Origin of the sequence: Paraburkholderia sp. RHO2, assembly GCF_050955445.1 — a bacterium.
GTDB classification, from domain to species: domain Bacteria; phylum Actinomycetota; class Actinomycetes; order Mycobacteriales; family Mycobacteriaceae; genus Prescottella; species Prescottella agglutinans_A.
Genome location: NZ_CP162617.1, coordinates 537,289 through 560,474, shown reverse-complemented (window position 1 = coordinate 560,474; position 23,186 = coordinate 537,289). Strand labels below are relative to the sequence as shown.

Annotated in this window: 26 protein-coding genes; 10 read left to right on the top strand and 16 right to left on the bottom strand. The window is 68.9% G+C overall.

The features are described from left to right. Positions 1-5: 5 nt before the first annotated feature. From marP to nth, 4 genes are read right to left on the bottom strand one after another with little or no spacing between them, the layout of a single operon-like run. Positions 6-1,196: an acid resistance serine protease MarP gene (gene marP, locus ABTV10_RS02555; protein WP_499032308.1), complete on the bottom strand. Its 1,191-nt coding sequence runs from the start codon at positions 1,194-1,196 to the stop codon at positions 6-8. Continuing rightward, positions 1,193-1,978, bottom strand: coding sequence for an NUDIX hydrolase (locus ABTV10_RS02550; RefSeq protein WP_499032307.1), 786 nt, complete (start codon positions 1,976-1,978; stop codon positions 1,193-1,195). The genes marP and ABTV10_RS02550 overlap by 4 nt, the downstream gene beginning before the upstream one ends. After that, positions 1,975-2,637, bottom strand: coding sequence for a TlpA family protein disulfide reductase (locus ABTV10_RS02545; RefSeq protein WP_499032306.1), 663 nt, complete (start codon positions 2,635-2,637; stop codon positions 1,975-1,977). Before ABTV10_RS02545 ends, ABTV10_RS02550 begins: the two co-directional genes overlap by 4 nt. 5 nt (positions 2,638-2,642) lie before the next feature. Then, complete coding sequence (nth, locus tag ABTV10_RS02540) at positions 2,643-3,416, bottom strand: endonuclease III (protein WP_499032305.1); 774 nt, start codon at positions 3,414-3,416, stop codon at positions 2,643-2,645. Between the two features lie 100 nt (positions 3,417-3,516). Between nth and ABTV10_RS02535 the strand changes: the two genes are divergently transcribed. From ABTV10_RS02535 to ABTV10_RS02520, 4 genes are all read left to right on the top strand, one after another. Then, entirely contained in the window at positions 3,517-3,789 is a 273-nt protein-coding gene (locus ABTV10_RS02535) for a hypothetical protein (protein ID WP_499032304.1), read from the top strand. A gap of 226 nt (positions 3,790-4,015) precedes the next feature. After that, on the top strand, positions 4,016-4,690 hold the full coding sequence (locus tag ABTV10_RS02530) for a Crp/Fnr family transcriptional regulator (RefSeq protein WP_005515884.1): 675 nt from the start codon (positions 4,016-4,018) through the stop codon (positions 4,688-4,690). 165 nt (positions 4,691-4,855) lie between these two features. Further along, the gene (locus tag ABTV10_RS02525) at positions 4,856-5,701 is read left to right on the top strand and encodes an alpha/beta hydrolase (RefSeq protein ID WP_499032303.1); all 846 of its coding nucleotides are present in this window, start codon (positions 4,856-4,858) and stop codon (positions 5,699-5,701) included. Between the two features lie 52 nt (positions 5,702-5,753). Further along, the gene (locus ABTV10_RS02520; protein ID WP_499032302.1) at positions 5,754-6,686 is read left to right on the top strand and encodes a LysR substrate-binding domain-containing protein; all 933 of its coding nucleotides are present in this window, start codon (positions 5,754-5,756) and stop codon (positions 6,684-6,686) included. A 62-nt stretch (positions 6,687-6,748) separates the two neighbouring features. On the opposite strand, the gene ABTV10_RS02515 is transcribed toward ABTV10_RS02520, so the two are convergent. From ABTV10_RS02515 to ABTV10_RS02480, 8 genes are all read right to left on the bottom strand, one after another. After that, positions 6,749-8,086, bottom strand: coding sequence for an MFS transporter (locus tag ABTV10_RS02515; protein WP_499032301.1), 1,338 nt, complete (start codon positions 8,084-8,086; stop codon positions 6,749-6,751). A gap of 164 nt (positions 8,087-8,250) precedes the next feature. Further along, positions 8,251-9,255 carry an amidohydrolase family protein gene (locus ABTV10_RS02510; protein WP_499032300.1) on the bottom strand — a complete coding sequence of 335 codons (1,005 nt, stop codon included), beginning with the start codon at positions 9,253-9,255 and terminating at the stop codon, positions 8,251-8,253. A 1-nt stretch (position 9,256) separates the two neighbouring features. Then, positions 9,257-9,778: a 3-hydroxyanthranilate 3,4-dioxygenase gene (locus tag ABTV10_RS02505; protein WP_499032298.1), complete on the bottom strand. Its 522-nt coding sequence runs from the start codon at positions 9,776-9,778 to the stop codon at positions 9,257-9,259. After that, positions 9,775-10,233 carry a RidA family protein gene (locus ABTV10_RS02500; RefSeq protein WP_499032296.1) on the bottom strand — a complete coding sequence of 153 codons (459 nt, stop codon included), beginning with the start codon at positions 10,231-10,233 and terminating at the stop codon, positions 9,775-9,777. Before ABTV10_RS02500 ends, ABTV10_RS02505 begins: the two co-directional genes overlap by 4 nt. Then, positions 10,230-11,003 carry a 2-keto-4-pentenoate hydratase gene (locus tag ABTV10_RS02495; protein WP_499032295.1) on the bottom strand — a complete coding sequence of 258 codons (774 nt, stop codon included), beginning with the start codon at positions 11,001-11,003 and terminating at the stop codon, positions 10,230-10,232. Before ABTV10_RS02495 ends, ABTV10_RS02500 begins: the two co-directional genes overlap by 4 nt. 31 nt (positions 11,004-11,034) lie before the next feature. Next, positions 11,035-12,510 carry a 2-hydroxymuconic semialdehyde dehydrogenase gene (locus tag ABTV10_RS02490; protein WP_499032294.1) on the bottom strand — a complete coding sequence of 492 codons (1,476 nt, stop codon included), beginning with the start codon at positions 12,508-12,510 and terminating at the stop codon, positions 11,035-11,037. A 75-nt stretch (positions 12,511-12,585) separates the two neighbouring features. Continuing rightward, positions 12,586-13,371: an MBL fold metallo-hydrolase gene (locus ABTV10_RS02485; protein WP_499032293.1), complete on the bottom strand. Its 786-nt coding sequence runs from the start codon at positions 13,369-13,371 to the stop codon at positions 12,586-12,588. 125 nt (positions 13,372-13,496) lie between these two features. Further along, the gene (locus tag ABTV10_RS02480) at positions 13,497-14,261 is read right to left on the bottom strand and encodes an SDR family NAD(P)-dependent oxidoreductase (protein ID WP_499032292.1); all 765 of its coding nucleotides are present in this window, start codon (positions 14,259-14,261) and stop codon (positions 13,497-13,499) included. A gap of 133 nt (positions 14,262-14,394) precedes the next feature. On the opposite strand from ABTV10_RS02480, the gene ABTV10_RS02475 reads away from it, so the two are divergent. Next, positions 14,395-15,045, top strand: a complete 651-nt coding sequence (locus ABTV10_RS02475; protein WP_499032291.1) for a TetR family transcriptional regulator — start codon at positions 14,395-14,397, stop codon at positions 15,043-15,045. 49 nt (positions 15,046-15,094) lie between these two features. Here ABTV10_RS02475 and ABTV10_RS02470 read toward each other — a convergent pair whose 3' ends face one another. Together ABTV10_RS02470 and sp36 are read right to left on the bottom strand one after the other, a co-directional pair. Then, positions 15,095-15,565 carry a RidA family protein gene (locus ABTV10_RS02470; protein WP_499032290.1) on the bottom strand — a complete coding sequence of 157 codons (471 nt, stop codon included), beginning with the start codon at positions 15,563-15,565 and terminating at the stop codon, positions 15,095-15,097. Positions 15,566-15,569: 4 nt separating this feature from the next. Continuing rightward, complete coding sequence (gene sp36 / locus ABTV10_RS02465) at positions 15,570-15,734, bottom strand: Sp36 family protein (protein WP_005515911.1); 165 nt, start codon at positions 15,732-15,734, stop codon at positions 15,570-15,572. 55 nt (positions 15,735-15,789) lie between these two features. On the opposite strand from sp36, the gene bagA reads away from it, so the two are divergent. Both bagA and bagB read left to right on the top strand, forming a co-directional pair. Next, entirely contained in the window at positions 15,790-16,818 is a 1,029-nt protein-coding gene (gene bagA / locus ABTV10_RS02460; RefSeq protein WP_499032289.1) for an ATPase BagA, read from the top strand. Then, on the top strand, positions 16,815-17,954 hold the full coding sequence (gene bagB / locus ABTV10_RS02455) for an ATPase BagB (protein ID WP_433609507.1): 1,140 nt from the start codon (positions 16,815-16,817) through the stop codon (positions 17,952-17,954). Before bagA ends, bagB begins: the two co-directional genes overlap by 4 nt. A gap of 101 nt (positions 17,955-18,055) precedes the next feature. Here bagB and ABTV10_RS02450 read toward each other — a convergent pair whose 3' ends face one another. After that, entirely contained in the window at positions 18,056-18,379 is a 324-nt protein-coding gene (locus ABTV10_RS02450) for a WhiB family transcriptional regulator (protein ID WP_433609505.1), read from the bottom strand. 297 nt (positions 18,380-18,676) lie between these two features. On the opposite strand from ABTV10_RS02450, the gene ABTV10_RS02445 reads away from it, so the two are divergent. From ABTV10_RS02445 to ABTV10_RS02435, 3 genes are read left to right on the top strand one after another with little or no spacing between them, the layout of a single operon-like run. Further along, positions 18,677-21,001, top strand: a complete 2,325-nt coding sequence (locus ABTV10_RS02445) for a penicillin-binding protein (RefSeq protein ID WP_499032287.1) — start codon at positions 18,677-18,679, stop codon at positions 20,999-21,001. Positions 21,002-21,046: 45 nt separating this feature from the next. Then, positions 21,047-21,718 carry a DUF2231 domain-containing protein gene (locus tag ABTV10_RS02440; protein WP_499032286.1) on the top strand — a complete coding sequence of 224 codons (672 nt, stop codon included), beginning with the start codon at positions 21,047-21,049 and terminating at the stop codon, positions 21,716-21,718. Beyond that, complete coding sequence (locus ABTV10_RS02435; RefSeq protein ID WP_499032285.1) at positions 21,715-22,284, top strand: type 1 glutamine amidotransferase domain-containing protein; 570 nt, start codon at positions 21,715-21,717, stop codon at positions 22,282-22,284. Before ABTV10_RS02440 ends, ABTV10_RS02435 begins: the two co-directional genes overlap by 4 nt. Before the next feature lie 3 nt (positions 22,285-22,287). Here the strand turns inward: ABTV10_RS02435 and ABTV10_RS02430 are convergent, their stop codons facing one another. After that, positions 22,288-23,076, bottom strand: coding sequence for a hypothetical protein (locus ABTV10_RS02430; RefSeq protein WP_499032284.1), 789 nt, complete (start codon positions 23,074-23,076; stop codon positions 22,288-22,290). Positions 23,077-23,186: the final 110 nt, after the last annotated feature.

Sequence of the window (23,186 nt, the reverse complement as noted above, 5' to 3'; positions counted from 1 at the left end):
GGGGGTCAGACGATGCACACCCCGGTGCCGACCGCGGCGGTCGATCCGTTCGCCTGCTCGAGCTGCTTCGACACCTCGTCCGCCGTGAGCACGAAACCGGTGTCGCTGTCGTCGACGGCGGCACCGAAGACGACCCCGAGGACGCGCCCCTGCGCGTCGACGAGCGGACCGCCCGAGTTGCCCTGACGGATCGAACCGCGCACGGTGTACACCTCGCGCTCGACGGTGCCGGACCGGTAGATGTCGGGTCCGCGGAGGTCGAGGACCTCGCGGATGCGGGCCGCACTGGCGGTGTACGGGCCACCACCGGGGTAGCCGAGGACGATCGCGTCGTCACCGGTGCGTGCCTGCTCGGCCGCGAACGTCAGCGGCGCTTCGGTCAGGCCGGGCACGTCGAGGATCGCGACGTCGACGGCCGGATCGAACACCACGACGCGGGCGTCGAGCGGCCCGTCGGCGGTGTCGACGGTGACCGCGGACGTGCCCGCGACGACGTGCGCGTTGGTCATGACGCGCTCGGGTCCCACCACGAAGCCGGAGCCTTCGAGCGCCTTCTGACAGCTCGGGGCGGCCCCGCGGATCCGCAGCACACTGGTCTGCAATTGCCGGGCGACCGGGCTGGCGAGCACGCTCGCGTCCGGCGGCTCGACGTTGGTGATGGGGGTGCGACCGAACGGGCCGATGACGTCGGGCAGGCCCGACGTGTCGAGCAGCGCGGAGAATTCGCTGGGCACCTGGCGCAGCCAGTCGGGGGCGACGTCGTCGACGGCGCTGAGCACCTTGGACCCGCGCACCGCGGTCGCGACGTTGGCCTGCGTGGACGTCGTCAGCGGGATCGCGAGGAGCCACGCCGCGACCAGGACCGCGACGAGTTGCAGGCCCGCGCCGACGAAGCTGTCCACACCCCGGGCCACCGGGCTGTGCATGACGCTGCGGGCCGCGCGGCCCAGCACCATGCCCGCGACCTCCCCGACCACCACCAGCACGACGATCAGTGCGATGCCGACGAGCACCCGCATGCGGCCCTCGTCGACGTGGACGAGCACGTGCGGCGCGATGAGGATGCCGGCGACGGCACCGAGGACGACGCCGAGGAACGCGAGCGCCGACGCGACCGCGCCGTGCCGCCACCCCGACGACGCCGCCAGCAAGGCCACGAGAATCACGGCCAGGTCGATCCATCCGGATCCGCTCAACGCTCCCCCATTCCCCTCGACGTACGGTGCTGCCCGGATTCGATCATGTCGTCGTTCTCCACACCGGTCGCCACCCGGGTGAGCGTTACGTCGAGATCGCGGATGTCGTCGTGGTCCCACTCGAGTTCCCAGCCGGACACGGCCAGCAGCCCGGCGAGCACGCCCGCGGTGAAACCCCACACCAGCATTCCGTCGACCTCGAAGGCGGGCCCCTGGTAGCCGGCGCGGTGCCGCACCTGGAAACGGTTGTCCGGGTCGATCAGTTCACGCACCGGCACCCGTACGACGCGCTCGGCCTCGGCGGTGTCGACGACACCCACCGGGCTGGGGTCGCGCCAGTACGCGAGCACGGGCGTGACGTCGAACCCGGACGGCGGGATGAAGATCTCGGGGAGCGTCGCGAGCGGCTGGACGCCGCCGCGCACGAGCCCGGTCTCCTCCTCCGCCTCGCGGAGCGCGGTGTCGACGGGCCCGTCGTCCTCGGGGTCGGCGGCGCCGCCGGGGAACGCGACCTGACCGCTGTGCTGGCGCATCGTCGACGCCCGCTGGGTCAGCAGGACGTCGGCGTCGGCGGGCAGACCTCCCACGGCGAGCGGATCGGACTCGGCGGCCCCGCCGAAGAGCACGAGCACCGCGGCGGGACGCACCTTCGCCCCCTGCGGCGAACGCCGGTTCAGGACCGGGTTGACGCGGTTGGGGTCGGCGGGGAGGGTGCGGGTCACCGCCCGCAGCCATTCGGGCGCGGCGTCGGGGTCCAGGGGGTGCTGCGGATGGAAGCTCATGCGGCGACGCCGAGGTACTGCTGCACGGCGTCGGCGATCTCGTCGACGCTGCGGAACTGCTGCGGAAGGATCTTCGCGACCGTGCCGTCCGGGCGGATCAGCACCGACACCGGCAGCACGGCCGGGGAGCCGACGGCCGCCTGCACCCGGGCGGAGCCGTCCTGGACTCCGGGCAGGTGGACGTCGTACTCGGCGAGGCGGGCGAGCCCGTTGGCCTCGTTGGAATCGGTGTGCACCGTCATGACGGTAACCGCGTCGCCGACACGATCCGAGTACTGCTGCAGATACGGCAGTTCCTCCCGGCACGGCCCGCACCAGTAGGCCCAGATGTTGAGCAGCACGGGCTTGCCGGCCAGCGCGGAACCGAGGTCGACGCGGCTGCCGTCACCGAGGCACTCGAGCGTGATACCCGCCAGTGCGGAACCGTCCGGCGCCGGTCCGGTCGGTGCCGGGCACGGCTCCAGTTCGGCGTCGGCGCGGAGCGGCGCAAGGGCCTCGGGGGTGTCCGCACCCCGGCGCTCCTGCGACGTCCCCCGGCCCGCGCCGGGGTAATCGGCGACGTCGGCGTCGTCACCGCCGCGCGGCCAGATCGCGACGATCAGCGCCACCACGACCACGAGGGCGGCCAGACTCCACCGCGCTGCACTGGAAACACGCATACCGCTCACATACCTGCCAGCTCGAGGAGATGGTCGGTCTCCGGCCCCTTCACCAATGCTGCCGCGGCCACCTTGTCGGTGGGCCCAGCGCCGTACGACGGACAGTCCTTCGCCAGCACACACACGCCGCATGCGGGCTTGCGGGCGTGGCACACCCGACGGCCGTGGAAGATCACCCGGTGCGACAGGTCGGTCCACTCCTTGCGCTCGATGAGCGCCCCGACCGCGTGTTCGACCTTGACGGGGTCGGTTTCCTCGGTCCACTGCCACCGCCGGACGAGCCGGCCGAAGTGCGTGTCGACTGTGATTCCAGGCACGCCGAACGCGTTCCCGAGGACGACATTCGCAGTCTTGCGACCGATACCGGGCAGTGTCACGAGGTCCTTCAGCTTGTTCGGAACTTCACCGTCGTAGCGCTCGAGGAGGGCCTGCCCGAGACCGATGATCGAGTTCGCCTTGTTCCGATAGAAACCGGTCGTCCGGATGTACTCCTCGAGCTCCGTCCGGTCCGCCTCGGCGTAGGCGCGGGCGTCGCGGTAGCGCGCGAACAACGCGGGAGTTACCTGGTTGACCCGCACATCCGTGCATTGAGCTGACAGGATCGTCGCGACGGTGAGCTCGAGCGGGGTGGTGAAGTCGAGTTCGCAGTAGACGTGCGGGAAGGCCTCCTTCAAACGGCGGTTCATCCGCCGCGCCCGACGCACGAGCGCCAACCGGGACTCGCCCGCGGCAGCGGGCACCGCACCCGAATTCCGGTTGTCTGCTGAGGTCTCGTGCACCTCGACAACTCTACGGACTGCCGTGCCGATCGGATTCCGGACTGTGTCGCTTCTGAGACCTTCGCAGTGTTTACTTCCCGATATGCAAGGTCTGGCTGTCGTGCTGTTTCCTGTGCTGCTGATGCTGTTCGCATTGGCCATGGAGCGTGTCGAGTTCCGCCTCCGGCGACTGACGGTCCGCGAGCAGGAGGTCGCGGAGTTCCTCGATCAGGCGAGCCAGGACGAGGTCGCCACGCTCGCGACCGAGGGCTTCCCGCACGCGCTGGCCCGGTTCCATCGCCGCCGCAAGCGGGGCGGCCGGACCGATTCCGATGATTCCGGCGATTCCGACGTCACCACCGAGGAAGCGCAGAACACCCGCCGGGCGAGCTGATCGGCGCTGGTAGCGAGGCTGCGCGCGGAGAGAGACGGGGCCGTGGTCGCGCCGTTGGTGAGTAAACCCGAGAAGGATTCTTCGTAAAGTCGTAGAACTCTACGCGGTGTCAGTGACTCGTCGCACAGCCATGCCAAGTAGACTTTGTACACGTACTCGTTGCATGAGACCCCAGTCGACGTGCAGCAACTTGCATTGATGAACAGTTTTTTCCAAAGGAGCGCACGTGGACGAGGTCCTGGCCAGAGCCGGCATCTTCCAAGGAGTCGAGCCCTCGGCGGTGGCTGCGCTGGTCAAGCAGCTTCAGCCCGTCGATTTCCCCCGCGGGCACGTCATCTTCAACGAGGGCGAGCCCGGTGATCGGCTGTACATCATCGTCTCCGGCAAGGTGAAGCTCGGCCGGCGCTCGCCGGACGGCCGCGAGAACCTGCTGACGATCATGGGTCCGTCGGACATGTTCGGCGAGCTGTCGATCTTCGACCCGGGCCCGCGCACGTCGACGGCCACCACGGTCACCGAGGTCCGCGCCGTGAGCATGGATCGCGACGCCCTCAAGTCGTGGATCGACCAGCGTCCGGAGATCGCGGAGCAGCTGCTGCGCGTCCTCGCGCGTCGTCTGCGTCGCACCAACAACAACCTGGCCGACCTGATCTTCACCGACGTCCCGGGTCGCGTCGCCAAGGCGCTGCTGCAGCTCGCACAGCGCTTCGGCACCCAGGAGGCCGGCTCGCTCCGCGTGACGCACGACCTCACGCAGGAAGAGATCGCCCAGCTTGTCGGCGCGTCCCGCGAGACCGTGAACAAGGCGCTGGCCGACTTCGCGCACCGCGGCTGGCTGCGTCTCGAGGGTAAGAGCGTCCTGATCTCCGATTCGGAGCGTCTGGCGCGTCGCGCCCGCTGATCGCACGCGCGGCAGCACAGAACGGACCGAAGCGCCCGTCCCCGCACCGGGGGCGGGCGCTTTGCCGTGGGAGCCGGCCGACCGAGACCGGACATAGCAGCACGGTCATACCTCGCCCCCGATTTCGCATTCGACAGGTATCGACTCGCCCAAGAGGATGGACGGATGACCGACCCGCAGATCGATGCGGACTACAACGTCCGCAACACCGTCTCCCCCGAACTGTTCGACGCGACGATCGAGGAGTACCGACGGCGTTCACGGGAGGTTGTGTACGGCCTCGACGGGTTCTCGGATCTGCACTACGACCCACAGAGCAACCAGCGTCTCGACGTGTGGGGAACCGGAAGCGCCCTTCGTCCGGCGTTCGTCGCGATCCACGGCGGCTACTGGCGCGCACTGTCGCGGCATCACACGGCGTTCATGGCGCGCATGCTCGACGCCGAAGGCATCGCCACCGTCTCGGTCGACTACGGCCTCGCACCGGATACTCCCCTCGAGGAGATCGTGCGACAGGTGCGGGCGGCGGTCGCGTGGGTGTACCACCACGGCGCCGATCACGGACTGGATCCGGATCGCATCGTGGTCGGCGGCAGTTCGGCGGGCGGGCACCTGACCGCCACGACGATGGTGCCGGGCTGGCAGGACCCCCTGGGCGTGCCACCGGACGTGGTCCGGGCGGCGATGCCGATCAGCGGCCTGTTCGACATCCGGCCGCTCGTGGACTCGTTCGCCAACGAGTGGCTCGATCTCGACGCCGCCCGGGCGAGTGCACTGAGCCCGATGTTGCAGGCCGGCCGGGCGGGCCCGCGGGCCGTGATCGCGGTTGCCGAGCACGACGGCGTCGGCTTCCTCGCGCAGAGCCGGATGTTCCACCAGGAGTGGAGCCGTCGCTCCGAGAGCGAGCTGCTGATGATCCCGGACCGCAACCACTACGACGTCTTCCTCGACCTCGCCGACCGCGACTCGGCGCTGAGCGGCGCGCTGCTCGGACTGTTCGCCGGCCTCTAGAGCACACCGCTGACGGTACGGGTGCGGTGCGCGCCGTCGCTAGGATCCCCCCATGGACATGCCCAAACTGCTGGACGGGCGCCTCAAGCTCCGCCACCTGCTCCTCGTCGACGCGTTGACCAGTCAGGGAAGTGTCGTCGCGGCGGCCGCGGCACTCCACGTCACCCAACCGGTCGCGACGCGCAGCCTGCACGATCTCGAGGCGATTCTCGGTGTCTCGCTGTACGACCGGGGTCCGCGCGGCATCACTCCGACGATCTTCGGCGAGGCGTTCACCGCGCACGCTCGGGCGGTGATCGCGCAACTCACCCAGGCCGGGCGGCACGTGGTCGAACTCGCGGACGCCGATCGCGGAACCGTCGTGGTGGGAACGCATCTCGCCGGCTCCAACGTCCTGCTTCCCGGCGCCATCGCCCGGCTGAAGTCCGAGCGACCCCTGTTGACCGTGGCGGTCCGGGAGGGTACGCCGGAGATGCTGCTGACCGAACTACAATCCGGGCGAATCGATCTCATCGTGGGACGGCTGACGTCCCCGACCGACGAGATGGCCGTGCGACGCACCCTCTACGCCGAATCGGTGGAACTCGTGACACGTCTGGGACACCCGCTCGCGGGACGGGCGAACCTGCACCTGCACGATCTCGCCGGGTACCCGTGGATCCTGCCGGGTGTCGAGACGGCGCTGCGCCGCGAACTCGAGGAGTTCTTCGCGCGCAACGGGTTGCCCCTGCCGGAGAACCGGGTGGAGGCCACCTCGTTCCTGACGGTGCGGCAGCTGCTGCTCGAGACCGACATGGTCGCGGCGCTGCCCAGCCTCATCCCCCGCGACGACGCCCGACTCACCACGCTGCCCATCACACTCGATCCGATCGGCCACAGCGTCGGGATCACCCTGTCGGCCGGGCGCACCCTGAGCCCGTCGGCGTCCGCGCTCGTCGACTTCCTGGCGGAGTTCGCAGCCGAGATCGCGCCCGACCGGTCCTGAACCGGAACGAGCCGGAGCCGCCCACCGGGACGGTGGACGGCTCCGGCTCTCCCGGCCGCGGTTCAGGCGGGCACGGCCGTGGCCTGCTCGTCGTGCTGCAGTCCCCGCGACGAGTCCGGCACCACCCGGAACAACGCGATGGCTCCGACGAGGCTGATCGCACAGACGGTCGCGAGATACCACGTGACGCCGGCGGACGATCCGGTGGCGTCGAGCAGCGCGGTGGCGATCATCGGCGCCAGACCGCCGCCGAGGATGGCTCCGCTCTGCAGGATCAGGGACGATCCCGAGTACCGCACCTTCGCCGGGAAGGTGTCGGCGATGATGCTGCCCTGCACGCAGTGGGTGACCGGAACGATGAGACCCATTCCGAGGAAGGCGATCACTGCGACGACCGAGTTCTCGGTGTTGAGCAACGGGAAGAACACCACGCACCACACCAGGATCGCGGCCGAGCCGGCGATGAACATCGTCCGGCGGCCGTGTCTGTCGGCGACCTTGGTCCACACCGGAATCGACACGAACCACAGCACCGCGGCCGCCGTCACGCTGAGGATGAGGAACTGCTTGTCGTAGCCGAGGTGTTGCGTGCCGTACGACAGCGAGAACACCATGAAGGCATAGGCGACAGCCGAATTCGCCAGTACCGCGAGCAGGGTCAGCACCAGCCGGGGGAACCCGACGTCGAGCGCCTCACGGAGCGGGAACCGCGACACCTCGTTCTTCTCGACGATTCCGGTGAAGGACGGGGACTCGGTGACCCGGAGCCGGATGATCAGTCCGATGGCGACCAGCACGATGCTGAGCAGGAACGGGATACGCCAGCCCCAGGCGGCGAACGCGCTGTCCGACATCACCGAACTGGTCGTCAGGAAGATGCCGTTCGCGAGCACGAGTCCCGCCGGGGTACCCATCTGAGGGAAGCCGGCGTAGAGGTTCTTCTTCCCGGCGGGGGCGTGTTCCATCGACATCAGCGTCGCCCCGGCGCCCTCGCCACCGAGCCCGATGCCCTGTACCACTCGCATGGCCACCAGGAGGGTCGGCGCCCAGACGCCGATCGCGTCGTAGTTCGGGATGAGACCGATCAGCGTCGAACCGATACCCATCATCAGGAGCGAGACGACCAGTGTCGCCTTGCGCCCGATCCGGTCACCGAAGTGACCGAACACCAGTCCGCCCAGGGGCCGGGCGATGAACCCGACCGCGAACGTGCTGAACGCCGCGAGGGTTCCGGCAGTGGGGCTCAGGCTGGGGAAGAACTGCTTGTTGAAGATCAGTGCGGCGGCAGTGCCGTAGAGGAAGAAGTCGTACCACTCGAGGGTGGTGCCGGCGAGCGTCGCCATGGCGACGCGGCTGCGCGCGGCCGTGGCGGCTCCACCTCGTGTCGTGCTGTCGGTCATCGCAGATACCTATCGGGAGTCGGGGAGGCTGCCAGAGAGTCGAGATCCGTTATTCGCCAAGAGAATCCAGCGGCCGTATGTGGCTCGTGGGGAAGATTCTGCCCACGTGAGACATGACTCACAAATGCCGAATCGGCCGCTGGATATCTCAATTTGGCTATGCCTCAGGCGATATCGGAGATCCCCAGGAAGCGTTCGGCATTACCGCGCTGGATCAGCTCACGCGAGGCCTCATCGAGGAACTCGCTCTTGCGCACCACCTCACCCACCGGACGCTCGCCGAGCGGGTACGGGTAGTCGCTGCCCACCATCACCCGATCGACTCCGACGGTGTCGACCAGCAGCCGCAGGGCGCGGTCGTCGAACACCACGGAGTCCACGTAGAACCTGCCGAGGTAGTGCGACGGCGGCATCTCGGACGTGCCGATGATGTCGTTGCGGCGGTGCCACGCGTTCTCCATCCGCCCGAGCCAGAACGCGAACGATCCACCGCCGTGGGCGAATCCGATCTTCAGGCGCTCGTCGATGCGGTCGAAGACGCCGCCGAGGATCAGCGCCAGGATCGACAGATGCGTCTCGGCGGGCATCGCGGTGAGCCACTGCGCCATCCACCGGTCCAGTCGCGGCGACGAATCCATGTCCCACGGGTGCACGAACACCGGAACGTCGAGCGACGCGCAGTGCTGCAGGAACGTCACCACGCCCTCGCTGTCGAGGTCGCGGTCCCCGACGTGGTTGCCGATCTCGACGCCGCGGTGCCCGTTGGCGACACAGCGCTCCACCTCGCGGCAGGCCGCGTCGGCGTCCTGCAGCGGCACCTGGCAGAACGGAATCAGGCGGTCCGGTGCCGGCGCGACGATCTCGAGCGCGAGATCGTTGAAGATGCGCGAGATCCGCTCGGCCTGCTCGCCGGTGCGACCGTAGTTGAAGAAGGCCGGCGTGGGCGAGACCACCTGGGTCCGGACGCCGTCGGCGTCCATGTCCCGCAGGCGCGTCTCCGCGTCCCAGGCGTCGGCCTGGATCCGACGGAACTCCTTGGAGCCCATCATGATGACGGCCTCGGACTCGCTCTCGGCCCGCAGCCACGGGGCGTTCGGTCCCGCGTCGGCGGTCAGGTCCGGCCACCCCTTGGGGACGTAGTGGGTGTGGACGTCGATGATGCCGCTCACGTCAGCCCTTTCCTGGGTGCAGGGTGCCGCAGTTGCTGCACGTGCGCGCCTGCTCGTCCTCGTAGAACTGCACGAACACGGGTGGCAGGTCGGCGACGATGTCGCGCACCTGGAGTTCGATCTCGTGGATGAGGTGGTTGCACTCGAGGCAGTACCACTGGAACGTCTCGAGCGTCCCCTCCCGGCGCACGCGCTCGATGACCAGGCCGATCGAACCGGCGGTCGGACGCTGCGGCGAATGCGGCAGGTTGCCGGGAAGCAGCCACGTCTCGCCTTCCCGGATGTGAACCCGCTGGGGTCCGTCCTCGGTCATGACGTCGACGTGGATGTCGCCCTCGATCTGATAGAACCACTCCTCGTACGGGTCGAGGTGGTAGTCGGTGCGCTCGTTGGGACCGCCGACGACCTGCACGATGAAGTCGTCGCCGAGCGCCATGGTCTGGTTGTTGACCGGCGGTGCGAGCAGGTGCCGGTTCTCGGCGATCCACTTCTGGAAGTCGATGACGGGCGGGATGACGGTCATGAGCGGTCCTCCGTGTCGGGGGCGTTCGTACGGCGGTGGGCGGGCAGGTAGGCGACGCCCTGGATCTCGATCAGCAGGTGCGGGTGCGGAAGCTGATGCACGGCAACGGTGGTGCGGGTGGGTCCGGACTCGTCGAACATCTCGGCGTACACCTCGTTGTAGCCGCCGAAGTCGTTCATCGACACCAGATACGACGTCACCTGGACGAGGTCGTCCAGGTCGGCGCCGACCTCCGCGAGGATCGTGCGGATGTTCTCGATCACCGCGCGGGTCTGGGCGCGGATGTCGAGCTTGGTGGTCCCCATCTCGTCGACCTCGACGCCGACGAACGTGTTGTCCGGGCGACGCGAACTGGTGCCGGAGACGTACACGAAGTCGCCGGCCACCTTCACGTGCGGGAACCGTCCGCGCGGCGTGGCGAGGCGTTCGATGACCTTGGCGGCGTTGTCGCTCATGCGATTCCCTTCACGGTCACGGCGCCCAGTCCGGCGATCTCGCATCGGGCGACGGTGTCGGTCAGCGGTGCGGCGGCGGTCGCCGCGCCCGCCAGCACCACGTCTCCGGCGCGCAGCGGAATCCGGCGCCGTCGGCACATGTCGAGCAGTGCGTGCAGTGCGTTGACCGGGTCGTCGAGGATGGCCGCGGTGGACCCGGTGACCGTCTCGGCGCCGACGGTCATCCGCACGTCGAGGTCGGCGACGTCTCGCAACTCCGACCACGGCCCGACCACGTACGCCGCTGCCGACGTGTTGTCCGCGACGACGTCGGTGTACGTGAAGCGGAAGTCCCGGTAGCGGGAGTCGATGATCTCCATGGCCGGCGCGACGGCGTCGACGCAGGAGAGGATGTCCGTGTCCGGGTCGTCGAGGTCGACGTCGCGGCACAGGCGGTAGGCCACTTCGGGTTCGATCTTCGGATGGATGAACCGGCGCAGTTCCACCTCCCCGCCGTTGTCGACCCGCATCGCGTCGGTGAGCCTGCCGACGATCACGTCGGAGACCCCCATCTGCGCCATCTTGGCCTTGCTGGTGAATCCGAGTTTGACGCCGACGATCTTCTCGCCGCGCCCGAGTCGGCGTTCGACGACGCCCGCCTGAATGCGGTAAGCGTCGTCGATGTCGACGTCGGCGTCGTCCGCGAGGCTCACGGTGTCGTGGACACCGGTCTGCGCCTCGTCCAGGCGGTCGGCGAGCTGCTCGATTTCCTTGCTGCCCAGTGCCATCATTTCCCGCTTCCCAAGATCATGTCCTTGTCGATCACAGCGCCACGCACACGTTCGTGGGCTCGGTGTAGAAGTGCAGCGACGACTCGCCGCCCTCCCGGCCGATGCCGGAGAGCCCGACGCCACCGAACGGCGACCGCAGCTCCCGGGTGAACCACGTGTTGACCCAGGAGATTCCGACGTTCATCTTCTGCGCCACCCGATGGCCGCGGCGCAGGTCGTTGGTCCACACCGCCGCGGCGAGACCGTACTTGGTGTCGTTCGCCAGCGCGATCGCCTCCTCCTCGGTGTCGAACGGCACCAGCGCGGCCACCGGCCCGAAGATCTCCTCGCGGAGCACCGGGTCCTCGTTGGTCAGGCCCGTCCACAGCGTCGGCTCGATCCACGACCCGTACGCGAACTTCTCACCCAGGTCCGGGATTCCGCCGCCGGTGAGGACCTTCGCGCCGGACTGCTCGGCCATCCGGAAGAAGCTCAGCACCTTCTCGCGGTGGGCCTGGGAGATCAGCGGGCCGGTGGTGGTGGCCCCGTCTGTCGGGTCGCCCAGGCGCAGTCGCTCGGCGCGCTCGGCCAGGCCGGTCGCGACGTCGTCGAAGATCGAACGGTGCACATACACCCGCTCGGTGCACAGGCACACCTGGCCGGTGTTGGTGAACACCGACTTGGTCAGTCCGGTCAGCGCCTCGTCCAGGTCGACGTCGTCGAACACGATCGCGGCGTTCTTGCCGCCGAGTTCGAACGAGACCGGACGCACCCGCGGCGCAACGGTTTTCATCACGTGCGAGCCGGTGGCCGACGATCCGGTGAAGGTGACGCCGTCGATCCCGGGATGCGTCGTGAGGTGCTCACCGGCGGAGTTGCCACCGAAGCCGTGCACAACGTTGTAGACGCCCGCCGGCAGACCGACCTCGGCGAGCACCTCGGCGAGCAGGGTGGCCGTCGCCGGGGTCTCCTCGCTGGGCTTGACGATCACCGCGTTGCCGCACGCGAGGGCGGGCGCGACCTTCCAGGTGAGCAGCAGCAGCGGCAGGTTCCACGGCACGATGACGGCAACCACGCCGAGGGGTTTGCGGACCGCGTAGTTGAGTGCCTGGCGACCACCGGGCAGGTCGGTCATGAACGATTCCTGGCCGGCCGCGGAGACGATGTCGGCGAAGGTCCGGAAGTTGGTGAGCGCGCGGGCGACGTCGAGTTCGCGCGCCTGGGTGATCGGCTTGCCGGTGTCCGCCATCTCTGCGGCGACGAACTCCTCGAAGCGTTCCTCGATCCGGTCCGCGGCACGGCGCAGGAGCGCGGCACGTTCCCGGATCGGGGTGTCGGCCCAGCCGGCGTCGAGCGCCCGTCGGGCCGAGGTCACGGCGCGGTCGACCAGAACCTGATCGGCCTCGTGCACCTGCGCGAGCACGCGACCGGTCGCGGGATCGATGCGGTCGAAGCCACGCAGAGGATCGGGATCGACGAATTCGCCGTCGACGAAGTTACGGATCCAGCCGTCGAGGGATGAAGTCATGGATCAATGGTCGAGCCCCGATCCATACCGAACAAATGCCAAATTCGATCCTCGCCATGCCTGCCCGGGCATAGGTCAGCCGCGCAGGTACTCCAACTGCACCCGCACCGACTGCTCGGCTGCGGGCCACAGCGTCTCGTCGACGTCGGTGTAAACGTGCTCGACGACCGCGCGCACGTCGGCGTCGGCGCCGAGGACGTCGAGCGCGCCCCGGACCTGGTCGAGCCGTTCCTCGCGGTGCGCGAGGTAGTACTTGGCGACCGCCTCGAGGTCGGGCAGTTCCGGGCCGTGCCCGGGCAGGACGGTGCGGCCGGCGCCGAGGCCGATCAGGATCCGCATCGATTCGAGGTAGTCGCGCAGGTTGCCGTCCGATGCGTCGAGGACGGTGGTGCCGCGACCGAGGATGGTGTCGGCGGTGAGCACCGAACCTTCCCCCTCGATGACGAACGACACCGAGTCGGCGGTGTGCCCGGGCGTGCGCAGTACCCGCAGCGTCAGGCCGGCGGCCTCGACCACCTCGTCGTGCTCGAGGCCGCCGCCGCCACCGCGCCGGAACTCCTCGCGCACCGCGCGCACCGGGGCACCGGTCAGTTCGAAGAACCGATCGATGCCGCCGGTGTGGTCGTGGTGGCGGTGCGAGATCAGCGTCAGCACCACGGTCCCGACACCCGCGACGCGCGCCAGGTGCTCGGGGTCGTCGTCGCCGGGGTCGACGACGATGCACTCGTCGCCGCCGGGCACCCGCAGGATCCAGGTGTTGGTGCCCTCGAGCGAGTACATGCTCGGGTTGTTCTCGAGCATCACCGCCGCAACGGGCGTGACCTGGCGCAACTGGGCGTACGCGGGGTGCTGAAGCGTCATCGACGCACCTTCCTGACGGGCCGACAGCGTGTTCGGTGGAATCCGGAACCGAAACCGGCCCTCACTGTACGACTCCACCGAAGGCGCGTCCGATCAGGCCGACACCTGGTGCGGCGCAACCGCACTCACATGTGGGTGCCGCCGTCGATGCGGATCTCGGTGCCGGTGACGAACTTGCCGTCGTCGGACGCGAGCATCGCGATCACACCGGCCACGTCCTCCGGCGGCGCGAAGCCCTCGCCGATCCACGGGTAGAGCTTGCCGATCAGGCTCGGATCGACGTCCTCCGGGAAGCCCGGGTCGCTGGTCATGCCGGAGGCGATGCTGCCCGGCTCGACGGCGACGGCGCGCAGGCCCTGCTTGGCGTACTCGAGCGCGATCGCGTGGGTGAACGAGCGGATGCCGCCCTTGGTGGCGGCGTACGCGGCCATGTAGGGGTGCGCGAAGTGCGCGGAGGTGGAGCTGAAGTTCACCACGACACCCTTGCCCGACGCGAGCAGCGCGGGCAGCGCCTCGCGGGTGACCAGGAACGTGCCGGTCAGGTTGACGCCGACCACCTTGTTCCAGAACTCGAGGGTGGTCTTGTCGGTGTGCGAGGACCGCAGGATGCCCGCGGCGTTGACCAGCACGTCGAGGCCGCCGAGCGTCTCGATCGCCCCACCGAGGTTCTCGCGCACCGAGTTCTCGTCGGAGATGTCCACGACCGCGGTGGTCAACCGGTCCGCGGTGCCGGCGACGGCCGCCCGCTCCCGCGTCACCTCGAGCCCGGCCTCGGACACGTCGGCGCCGACGACGATGCCACCCTCCTCGAGGATGCGGGCGACCGTGGCCTGCCCGATGCCGGACCCGGCGCCGGTGATGAGTACTCGACGGCCTTCGAATCGCTTCATGGTCTCTCCTGGATCAACTAGAGTTCTTTTGTGGACCTGATGGCACAGTAGGCCGATATGGCACGTTGTGTCACGCATTTCTTCGGAACAGGACCGGTAGTCTGCGATCCGACACCAGCGGAGGAACCAGAACATGCCCGGCGCACAGCCCGTCACGTCGCTCACCGAACGGCGCAAGGCGGCGACGCAACTCGAGATCTCCCGACGCGCCGCCGAACTGTTCTCCGCGCGGGGCGCGTCGTCGGTGACCGCCGAGGAGATCGCGGCGGCGGCCGGAATCGGACTGCGCACCTTCTACCGCTACTTCCGCACCAAGGAGGACGCCGTCGCGCCACTGCTCGCGGGCGGGGTCACCGGATGGATAGCCCACATCGGGGACGCCGACGCGCCGGACGGTGAAACCGTCGGCCAGGCCCTCGAACGCGCGACACGGCAGGCACTCACCCCGTCGGAGTACCCCACCGACGAGATGCTGCAGTGGACGCGAGGACTGCTGCGCACCGTTCACGACGAACCGGCGCTGCTGGCGGTGTGGCTTCGCGTGCAACACGACTGCGAGGACGCGCTGGTGGCGGCGCTGACCCCGCTGATGGGCGCGGACGCCGACCCGCTGACCGTCCGCCTCGTCGCGGCGGCCGCGAACGCGGCGATGCGGATCGCGGTCGAGACGTGGGCGGCGAGTGACGCCCCCACCACCGGCCCCGACGGCCCCGCGGAACTCGCGGTGGGATGCATGCGCCGCCTCGTCGATCAGGCCAACGGCCGGAACCTCGAAAACAACTGAGCCGCATCCCCTTCCGGGAATGCGGCTCAGCGGACGACGCGGGTGGCGCTCAGCGCACCTCGGCGATGAGCTCGACCTCGACGGGCGAACCCAGCGGCAGCTCGGCGACACCGACCGCCGAGCGGGCGTGGATGCCGGCGTCCCCGAACACCTCACCGAGGAACTCGGACGCGCCGTTGATCACGCCGGGCTGCCCGGTGAAACCCTCGGCCGAGGCGACGAAGCCGACGACCTTGACGATGCGCACGATCGAATCCAGGCCGACCAGCGTGTCCACGGCGGCGAGCGCGTTCAGCGCGCACTGGCGGGCGGCGGCCTTCGCGTCGGCCTCCGAGACGTCAGCGCCGAGCTTGCCGACGATCGGCAGCTTGCCGTCGACGAACGGCAGCTGACCCGAGGTGTGGACGTGGTCACCGGTACGGACGGCCGGCACGTAAGCGGCGACGGGCGCGGCCACCGGCGGCAGTTCGATGCCCAGCTCGGCCAGGCGCGCGGTCCAGGACGGTGCGGTCTCTGCCACGGCCTCAGCCCTTCGGACGCTTGAGGTAGGCCACGTGCTGCTCGCCGGTCGGGCCGGGGAGCACGGTCACCAGTTCCCAGCCGTCCCCGCCCCACTGGTCGAGGATCGCCTTGGTCGCGTGCGTCAGCAGCGGCACGGTCGCGTACTCCCAGGTAGTCAATTCGCTCATGCCGTGGAGCCTATCCCCCGCACGTCGGCGCTCCTCGACTTATAGGCTCGTGCCCGTGGCAGCACCGACAGATACGCAGCCAGGCTCCGCCGCGCCGGGATGGCCTCCCGCCGCCGACGCGGCGCGACTGCACTTCGTCTCCGGCAAGGGCGGCACCGGCAAGTCCACCGTGGCCGCCGCACTCGCGCTCGCGCTGGCCGCGGGCGGACGGCGCGTGCTGCTCATCGAGGTCGAGGGGCGGCAGGGCATCGCGCAGCTGTTCGACGTGCCGCCGCTCCCGCCTCAGGAAACCAAGATCGCGACCGCCGAGGGCGGTGGCGAGGTGTTCGCGCTCGCGGTCGACCTCGAGACCGCATTCCTCGAATACCTCGACATGTTCTACAACCTGGGCTTCGCAGGTCGCGCGATGAAGAAGATCGGCGCGGTCGAGTTCGCGACCACACTCGCACCGGGTCTGCGCGACGTCCTGCTCACCGGCAAGATCAAGGAGTGCGCGGTGCGCACCGACAAGTCCGGTCGCCGCGCGTACGACGCCGTCGTGGTGGACGCGCCACCGACCGGCCGGATCGGCAAGTTCCTCGACGTGACCCGCGCGATGTCGGACCTGGCGAAGGGCGGGCCGATCCATTCGCAGAGCCAGGGCGTCGTCCGGCTGCTGCACTCCGAGGAGACGGTCGTGCATCTCGTGACGCTGCTCGAGGCGCTCCCGGTACAGGAGACCGCGGACGCCGTCGCCGAACTCGCGGCCGCCGACCTGCATCTGGGCACGGTGATCGTCAACCGCACCAACACGGCGTTCCTGCCGCAGGACGCACTCGACGACGCCGCGAAGGGCCGGGTCGACGCCGACGGAGTCCGCATGGGCCTGACGCGGGCCGGCATCACGCTGTCCGACGACGACTTCGCCGGGCTACTGACCGAGACGATCGAACATGCGGCCACGCTGGCCGCGCAGGACGAGAGCGCAGCGCAACTCGACGACGTGAAGGTGGCCCGCATGCATCTGCCCGCGCTGGTGGACGGCGTCGACCTCGGTGGGCTCTACGAGCTCGCCGGCTGCCTGACCGAGCAGGGTGTGCGATGAATCCGCCGCGTACGGCCCCGGCCCTCGATCTCGGCGGCGTCCTCACCGACCCGAAGACGCGCATCGTCGTGTGCTGTGGCGCGGGCGGTGTCGGCAAGACGACCACCGCCGCGTCGATGGCGTTGCGCGCGGCCGAGCAGGGCCGACGCGTCGCGGTCCTGACGATCGATCCGGCCCGCCGGCTCGCTCAGGCGCTGGGGGTGCAGGATCTCGACAACGAGCCGCAACTGGTGGAGCTGGCCCCCGGGTCGACCGGCGAGCTGCACGCGATGATGCTGAACATGCGCCGCACGTTCGACGAGATGGTGCTCGAGCACTCGACGCCCGACAAGGCCGAGCAGATCCTCGCGAATCCCTTCTACCAAACGGTGGCCACATCGTTCTCCGGCACGCAGGAGTACATGGCGATGGAGAAGCTCGGCCAGCTCGCGGCGGACGACCGGTGGGATCTGGTGATCGTGGACACGCCGCCGTCGCGCAACGCGCTCGATTTCCTCGACGCACCGCAACGCCTCGGGGCGTTCCTCGACGGCCGGATGATCCGCCTGTTGACCGCGCCCGGGCGCGGCATCGGACGGCTCGTGACGGGCGCGATGGGCCTGGCCCTCAAGGGTGTGTCGACGGTGGTGGGCAGCCAGATGCTGTCCGACGCGTCGGCGTTCGTGCAGTCGCTGGACTCGATGTTCGGCGGCTTCCGTGAGCGCGCGACCCGCACCTACGAGCTGCTTCGCCAGGAGGGCACGCAGTTCGTGGTGATCGCGGCCGCCGAGCCCGACGCGCTGCGCGAGGCCGCGTTCTTCGTGGACCGCCTGTCCGGCGACCGGATGCCGCTGGCGGGCCTGGTGCTGAACCGGACCCATCCGACCCTGTGCGCACTGTCCGCAGACCACGCCCTCACCGGCGCCGACCTACTGGACGAGAGCGAGCCGGCGGACGCCGCGAACGAGCTGACTTCCGCGGTGCTGCGGGTCCACGCGCATCGGGCGGTGACCGCGAAGCGGGAGCTGCGGTTGCTGAGCAGGTTCACGGCCTCCCACCAGCACGTGCCGATCATCGGGGTGCCGTCGTTGCCGTTCGAGGTCTCGGACCTCGAGGCGCTGCGCGCGGTCGGAGACCAGCTCACCCGTCAGGGCTGACGGACCACGGGCCCCTCGGGCGCACACGGCGCGTGGCGCCGCGGCGCCCCTTCCGTCGACCGATCGGATCTACTCCCCGACGAGGTCCGACCCCGACGGAATCAGACTGCGGACTGATGCTGACGCTGAGCGTCGAAGAAGTCGGCCCAGGACTCGACCTCCGGATGCTGCTTGAGCAGAGCACGGCGCTGACGTTCGGTCATGCCACCCCACACACCGAACTCGACCTTGTTGTCCAGCGCGTCGGCGCCACACTGCATGAGGACCGGGCAGTGCCGGCAGATGGTCGCGGCCTTGCGCTGCGCCGCGCCGCGGACGAAGAGCTGATCAGGGTCGATTTCCCGGCATCGTGCCTGCGCGACCCACTGGATGCGGGCTTCCGCTTCCTCGTAGTCGAGCCGTGCGGCGGGGCTGGTCATGTGCATTCGGTTCCCCTTCAGTCCGAACGCCGTTCCCCACGGCGCTCAGGATGTTCACGCAGTCCCCCGGCTATCACGTGACGACTGCACCACATTCCTAATCCAGTGTTAGCTGTATCACACCGACGAGAGCTAATTTAGGTAAAGATCGCCCGCTGCGCAAGATCGTGAGCGTAGATTCTGGTACGCGCGTGCATTCTTCGTCGCATTTGCCCGGGTCAAAACCGCTCTCCGTCGCAAAACAAGCGTCCAGTTCGGGTCGTCCACCGGGACAACCGGTTCGTTCGACGTACTCTGTAGACCGTGTCGAGAGCCAAAACGATCGCCAAGCTCGCGGGGTGTTCCGCACTCGCCGGTGTCCTCCTCGCCGGGGTGATGTTTCCGCTGGCAGGAGGCTTCGGCTTCGCCTCCAACCGTGCCACCGACGCCGTCGACAACGTCTCGGCGGAACTCGTCGAGGGCACCGTTCCGGCGGTGACGACGATGACGGACGTCGCCGGGAACCCGATCGCGTGGCTCTACGAGCAACGCCGGTTCGAGGTCCCCAGCGACAAGATCTCCAACGACATGAAGTTGGCGATCGTCTCGATCGAGGACAAGCGCTTCGCCGACCATCAGGGCGTCGACTGGCAGGGCACACTGCGCGCGTTCATGACGAACACGACCAGCGGCGAGGTCCAGCAGGGCGCCTCCACCATTGACCAGCAGTACGTCAAGAACTACCAATTGCTGGTGGTGGCCCGGAACGACGCCGAACGACGCGCCGCCATCGAGACCACGCCGGCGCGCAAGATCCGCGAGATCCGGATGGCGTTGACGCTCGACAAGAAGCTGAGCAAGGACGAGATCCTCACCCGGTACCTCAACCTCGTGCCGTTCGGCAACGGCTCGTTCGGGATCCAGGATGCCGCGCAGACGTACTTCGGTGTGGACGCTAAGGACCTGAATCTGACGCAGTCGGCGATGCTGGCCGGCATGGTGCAGTCCAGCTCGGCACTGAACCCGTACACGAACCCGGAGGGCGTCCTCGAGCGCCGCAACACGGTCCTCGACACGATGATCGCGAACATCCCTGACCGGGCCACCGAGATTCGGGCCGCCAAGACCGAGCCGCTCGGTGTGCTCCCCGAACCGAAGGCGCTTCCGCGCGGGTGCATCGCCGCCGGCGATCAGGGCTTCTTCTGTGACTACGCGCTGCAGTACCTCGCGGCGGCGGGGCTGAGCCGCGAGCAGATCAACCGCGGCGGCTACACCATCAAGACGACCCTCGACCCGTCGGTGCAGAGGTCGGTGAAGTCGGCGCTCGTCGCCAACGCCGACCCCAAGCTCGACGGCATCGCGAACGTGATGAACGTCGTGCAGCCGGGCCAGGACCAGCACCGGGTGCTGGCGATGGCGTCGAGCCGCAGCTACGGCCTCGACTCCGCCGCGGAGCAGACCGTGCAGCCGCAGCCGTACACGCTGGTCGGCCACGGCGCCGGATCGATCTTCAAGATCTTCACGACGGCGGCCGCGATGGAGAAGGGCCTCGGCACCAGCGCTGTGCTCGACGTGCCCCGGCGCTTCGAGGCCCGCGGGATGGGTAACGGCGGCGCGCGCGGTTGCCCCGCGGCCACGTACTGCGTCGAGAACGCCAGCCCCAACTACGCGGCCAAGATGTCGGTCACGGACGCGCTCGCGCAGTCACCGAACACCGCGTTCGTGAAGCTGATCGAGTCCACCGGCGTCACCCCGACCGTCGACATGGCTGTTCGCCTGGGCCTGCGCTCGTACACCGCCACCGGGTCGTCCGGTTTCGGTGACCAGAGCATGGCGGAGATGCAGAAGGCGCAGAACCTCGGCTCGTTCACGCTCGGCCCGACGTGGGTCAATCCGCTGGAACTGGCCAACGTCGCGGCCACGCTCGCGTCGCACGGCAAGTGGTGCCCGCCGACGCCGATCGACTCGATCACCGACCGCGAGGGCAAGCCCGTCTCCATCACGCAGGAGGCGTGCGAGCAGGTGGTCGCTCCCGGTCTGGCCGACACACTGTCGGTCGCGATGAGCAAGGACGACGCCCCGGGCGGCACGTCGTACGCCGCCGCCAATGCGGCCGGCTGGAAGCTGCCGATGTCGGGCAAGACCGGTACCACCGAGTCCCACATGTCGTCGGGCTTCCTCGGCTTCACCAACAACCTGGCCGCGAGCGTCCTGGTGTACGGCGACTCGACGACGCCGGGCGAGATCTGCTCGGCGCCGCTGCGGCCGTGCGGTGACGGCAACTTGTACGGCGGCACCGAACCGGCCCGCACGTGGTTCCAGGCGATGATGCCGATCGTCGGCAACTTCGGCCCCACCGCACTGCCGCCGGTCGACGAGAAGTACGTCAAGGGCTCGCAGAACGCACAGGTGCCCGACGTCGTCGGCATGACGCAGGACGCCGCGACCGCCGCCCTCAAGGCCGCCGGTTTCACGGTGAACCCGGTGACCACCAAGTCGGACGCGCCGAAGGGCAACATCACCGGCAGCGCGCCGGCGGGGCTGGCGGTGCCGGGATCGCCGGTGACGATCTACGTCAGCGACGGCTCGGTGAAGGCGGCGCCGCCGGGTACCGCGGCACCGCGTCCGACGCCATCGCCCGGCGGCTGATCCCGCACGGGTTTCGACCGGCCCGGGCCCGGGTAGTCGCGGGAGATGAACCTTCGTCACCTGTACAACCGGGCCGAGTCCGCGTCGTTCCTCGACGGGTTCAGCGCCGCGCTCCAGCACCGCATACAGGCGGGGCTGGGCCGCACGCCGATCGGTGATCGACTGCGCGGCGACTGGCTCGGGCACCCCGTGCATCCGGGCCTCGTCGCGATCCCCATCGGGGCGTGGACGGGTTCCCTCGTCTTCGATGTCGTGCTCCGTGATCCGCAGGGCGCGCGGCGACTGATCGGGATCGGGTTGGCCGCGATACCGCCAACGCTCGCAACCGGCTGGGCCGACTGGAGCGAGCGCGACACCCGCCAGCGCCGGGTCGGGCTGCTGCACGCCGGCGCCAACGTCGCCGGCATCGGGCTGATGCTCGCATCGTTCCGCCGGCACAAGAGCGCGCCCGGCATCTCAGCCACGACGTTGAGTGCACTCGCACTGACGGCGGTCGGGGTGGGCGGCGCCCTGGGTGGGCACCTCGTCTACGGCCAGGGCGCCGGACTGGAGATGACCTCCGACAGCCACGGCCCCGCGTTCGACCCCGTACTCGCCGACGTCGACTCCGCCGCCGAGGAGAAGGCCGCCGAGGAGAAGGCCACGGAAGAGAAGGCGGTGGAGGGGGAGCCCACCGACAGTCACCGCCACCACGTATCGATCGGACGGCACCGATGACCACTTCCACTGCGCTACAAGGACGCACCGTCGCGATCCTCGCCACGAACGGCGTCGAGGAGGTCGAACTCGTCGAACCACGCAAGGCTGTCGAGGCGGCGGGCGCCACTACCCAACTACTGTCGCTGTCGGTCGGACGGATCCAGGCGATGAAAGGCGACGTCCACGCCGCCGGCCGCTACGACGTCGACGCCGTTGTGTCGGACCTGGACGTAACGGTCGACGACTTCGACGCCCTGATCCTGCCCGGCGGCACGACCAATCCCGACCATCTGCGGCAGAACAAGAAGGCCGTTGCGTTCGTTCGCGATTTCGTCGAGGCAGGGAAACCTGTCGGCGCGATCTGCCACGGCCCCTGGATGCTCGTCGAGGCCGACGTCGTCCGCGGGCGGACGCTGACGTCTTACCCGAGCATTCGAACCGACATCCGCAACGCCGGTGGCAACGTCGTCGAGCGCGAGGTCGTCATCGACGGCGCTCTGGTGTCGAGCCGCAATCCGCACGACCTGCCGGCGTTCTGCGACGCGATCGTCGACGTCTTCGCTACGGCGACCACGCAGGTGTGACCGCTACCGCCCAACCGTCACCTGGACCCCGCCGTCGACCGGGACGACGTCGTTCGCGACCGCGCCGAAACACGTGAGGTTCGGGCGACGGGGAGCGACCAGGACCGCCGCGCCGGAGTAGTCGATCGGCGTCGCAAATGCCGTCGGCGTGCCCAAACGCACACGCGCGTGCGGGATCTCGGCACACGATTCGGACGAACCGTAGTAGCCGACGGACTGATACCCGACTGGCATCATGCGGCGGAATTCGTTGGTGATCTGAACCCCGCTGAGCGCACGTGGGTAACGCATCGCGCCGTCGTCCAGAGACGCCTGCCAGTAGTTGGACCCCATCTGCTCGACCTTCAGCGTGTAGCTCTTGCCCAGCACGAAGTCGAAGAAATCACCCCGACACGTCATCCCGCCGGTCGTCGGCCCGACAGGGCCGCACCCGGGGCTCTGGATATCGGGGCCGAAGTAGCTGAAGACGGTGCGGGCGACGAGAGGACCGTCGACGGTGGGGCGCTCGATCTCGAGGCCGATGTAGCCGCCCTGCCAGTTCTGGAAGCCGAAATGCTGACCGACGGACAGGGTTTGCCCCGGCCCGGTCACGCCGATCTCGTCGATAGTGACCGGAAACGCGAACTCGGAGACCCCCTTCGAGCCCCCTTTGGTCGCCAGCCAGTCGATCTGCACCAACTCACCGGGAACCACCGCGGCCGTAGCGGTCGCCGGTGCGGCCACCGCGACCACAGCGGCCGCCCCCACAGAAGCCACCAGTGCCCGCGCTGCCCTCGAACTGATCCACCCCATGCCGATCTCCTCCCCGTGGAGGGCGGAATCGCCCTCGATCATGGTGATGATCTCGAGCGGAGATTCGATCGTTACTAACAGGAAAGATCAGGTGGGACGCGGCCGCAGGG

Excerpts from the sequence above, each read along its gene's own strand:
- ABTV10_RS02550 (WP_499032307.1), bottom strand. The coding sequence starts at position 1,978 with ATGAGCTTCCATCCGCAGCACCCCCTGGACCCCGACGCCGCGCCCGAA.
- ABTV10_RS02545 (WP_499032306.1), bottom strand. The coding sequence starts at position 2,637 with ATGCGTGTTTCCAGTGCAGCGCGGTGGAGTCTGGCCGCCCTCGTGGTC.
- ABTV10_RS02525 (WP_499032303.1), top strand. The coding sequence starts at position 4,856 with ATGACCGACCCGCAGATCGATGCGGACTACAACGTCCGCAACACCGTC.
- ABTV10_RS02520 (WP_499032302.1), top strand. The coding sequence starts at position 5,754 with ATGGACATGCCCAAACTGCTGGACGGGCGCCTCAAGCTCCGCCACCTG.
- ABTV10_RS02515 (WP_499032301.1), bottom strand. The coding sequence starts at position 8,086 with ATGACCGACAGCACGACACGAGGTGGAGCCGCCACGGCCGCGCGCAGC.
- ABTV10_RS02505 (WP_499032298.1), bottom strand. The coding sequence starts at position 9,778 with ATGACCGTCATCCCGCCCGTCATCGACTTCCAGAAGTGGATCGCCGAG.
- ABTV10_RS02500 (WP_499032296.1), bottom strand. The coding sequence starts at position 10,233 with ATGAGCGACAACGCCGCCAAGGTCATCGAACGCCTCGCCACGCCGCGC.
- ABTV10_RS02495 (WP_499032295.1), bottom strand. The coding sequence starts at position 11,003 with ATGATGGCACTGGGCAGCAAGGAAATCGAGCAGCTCGCCGACCGCCTG.
- ABTV10_RS02490 (WP_499032294.1), bottom strand. The coding sequence starts at position 12,510 with ATGACTTCATCCCTCGACGGCTGGATCCGTAACTTCGTCGACGGCGAA.
- ABTV10_RS02485 (WP_499032293.1), bottom strand. The coding sequence starts at position 13,371 with ATGACGCTTCAGCACCCCGCGTACGCCCAGTTGCGCCAGGTCACGCCC.
- ABTV10_RS02480 (WP_499032292.1), bottom strand. The coding sequence starts at position 14,261 with ATGAAGCGATTCGAAGGCCGTCGAGTACTCATCACCGGCGCCGGGTCC.
- ABTV10_RS02475 (WP_499032291.1), top strand. The coding sequence starts at position 14,395 with ATGCCCGGCGCACAGCCCGTCACGTCGCTCACCGAACGGCGCAAGGCG.
- sp36 (WP_005515911.1), bottom strand. The coding sequence starts at position 15,734 with ATGAGCGAATTGACTACCTGGGAGTACGCGACCGTGCCGCTGCTGACG.
- bagB (WP_433609507.1), top strand. The coding sequence starts at position 16,815 with ATGAATCCGCCGCGTACGGCCCCGGCCCTCGATCTCGGCGGCGTCCTC.
- ABTV10_RS02450 (WP_433609505.1), bottom strand. The coding sequence starts at position 18,379 with ATGCACATGACCAGCCCCGCCGCACGGCTCGACTACGAGGAAGCGGAA.
- ABTV10_RS02440 (WP_499032286.1), top strand. The coding sequence starts at position 21,047 with ATGAACCTTCGTCACCTGTACAACCGGGCCGAGTCCGCGTCGTTCCTC.
- ABTV10_RS02435 (WP_499032285.1), top strand. The coding sequence starts at position 21,715 with ATGACCACTTCCACTGCGCTACAAGGACGCACCGTCGCGATCCTCGCC.
- ABTV10_RS02430 (WP_499032284.1), bottom strand. The coding sequence starts at position 23,076 with ATGGGGTGGATCAGTTCGAGGGCAGCGCGGGCACTGGTGGCTTCTGTG.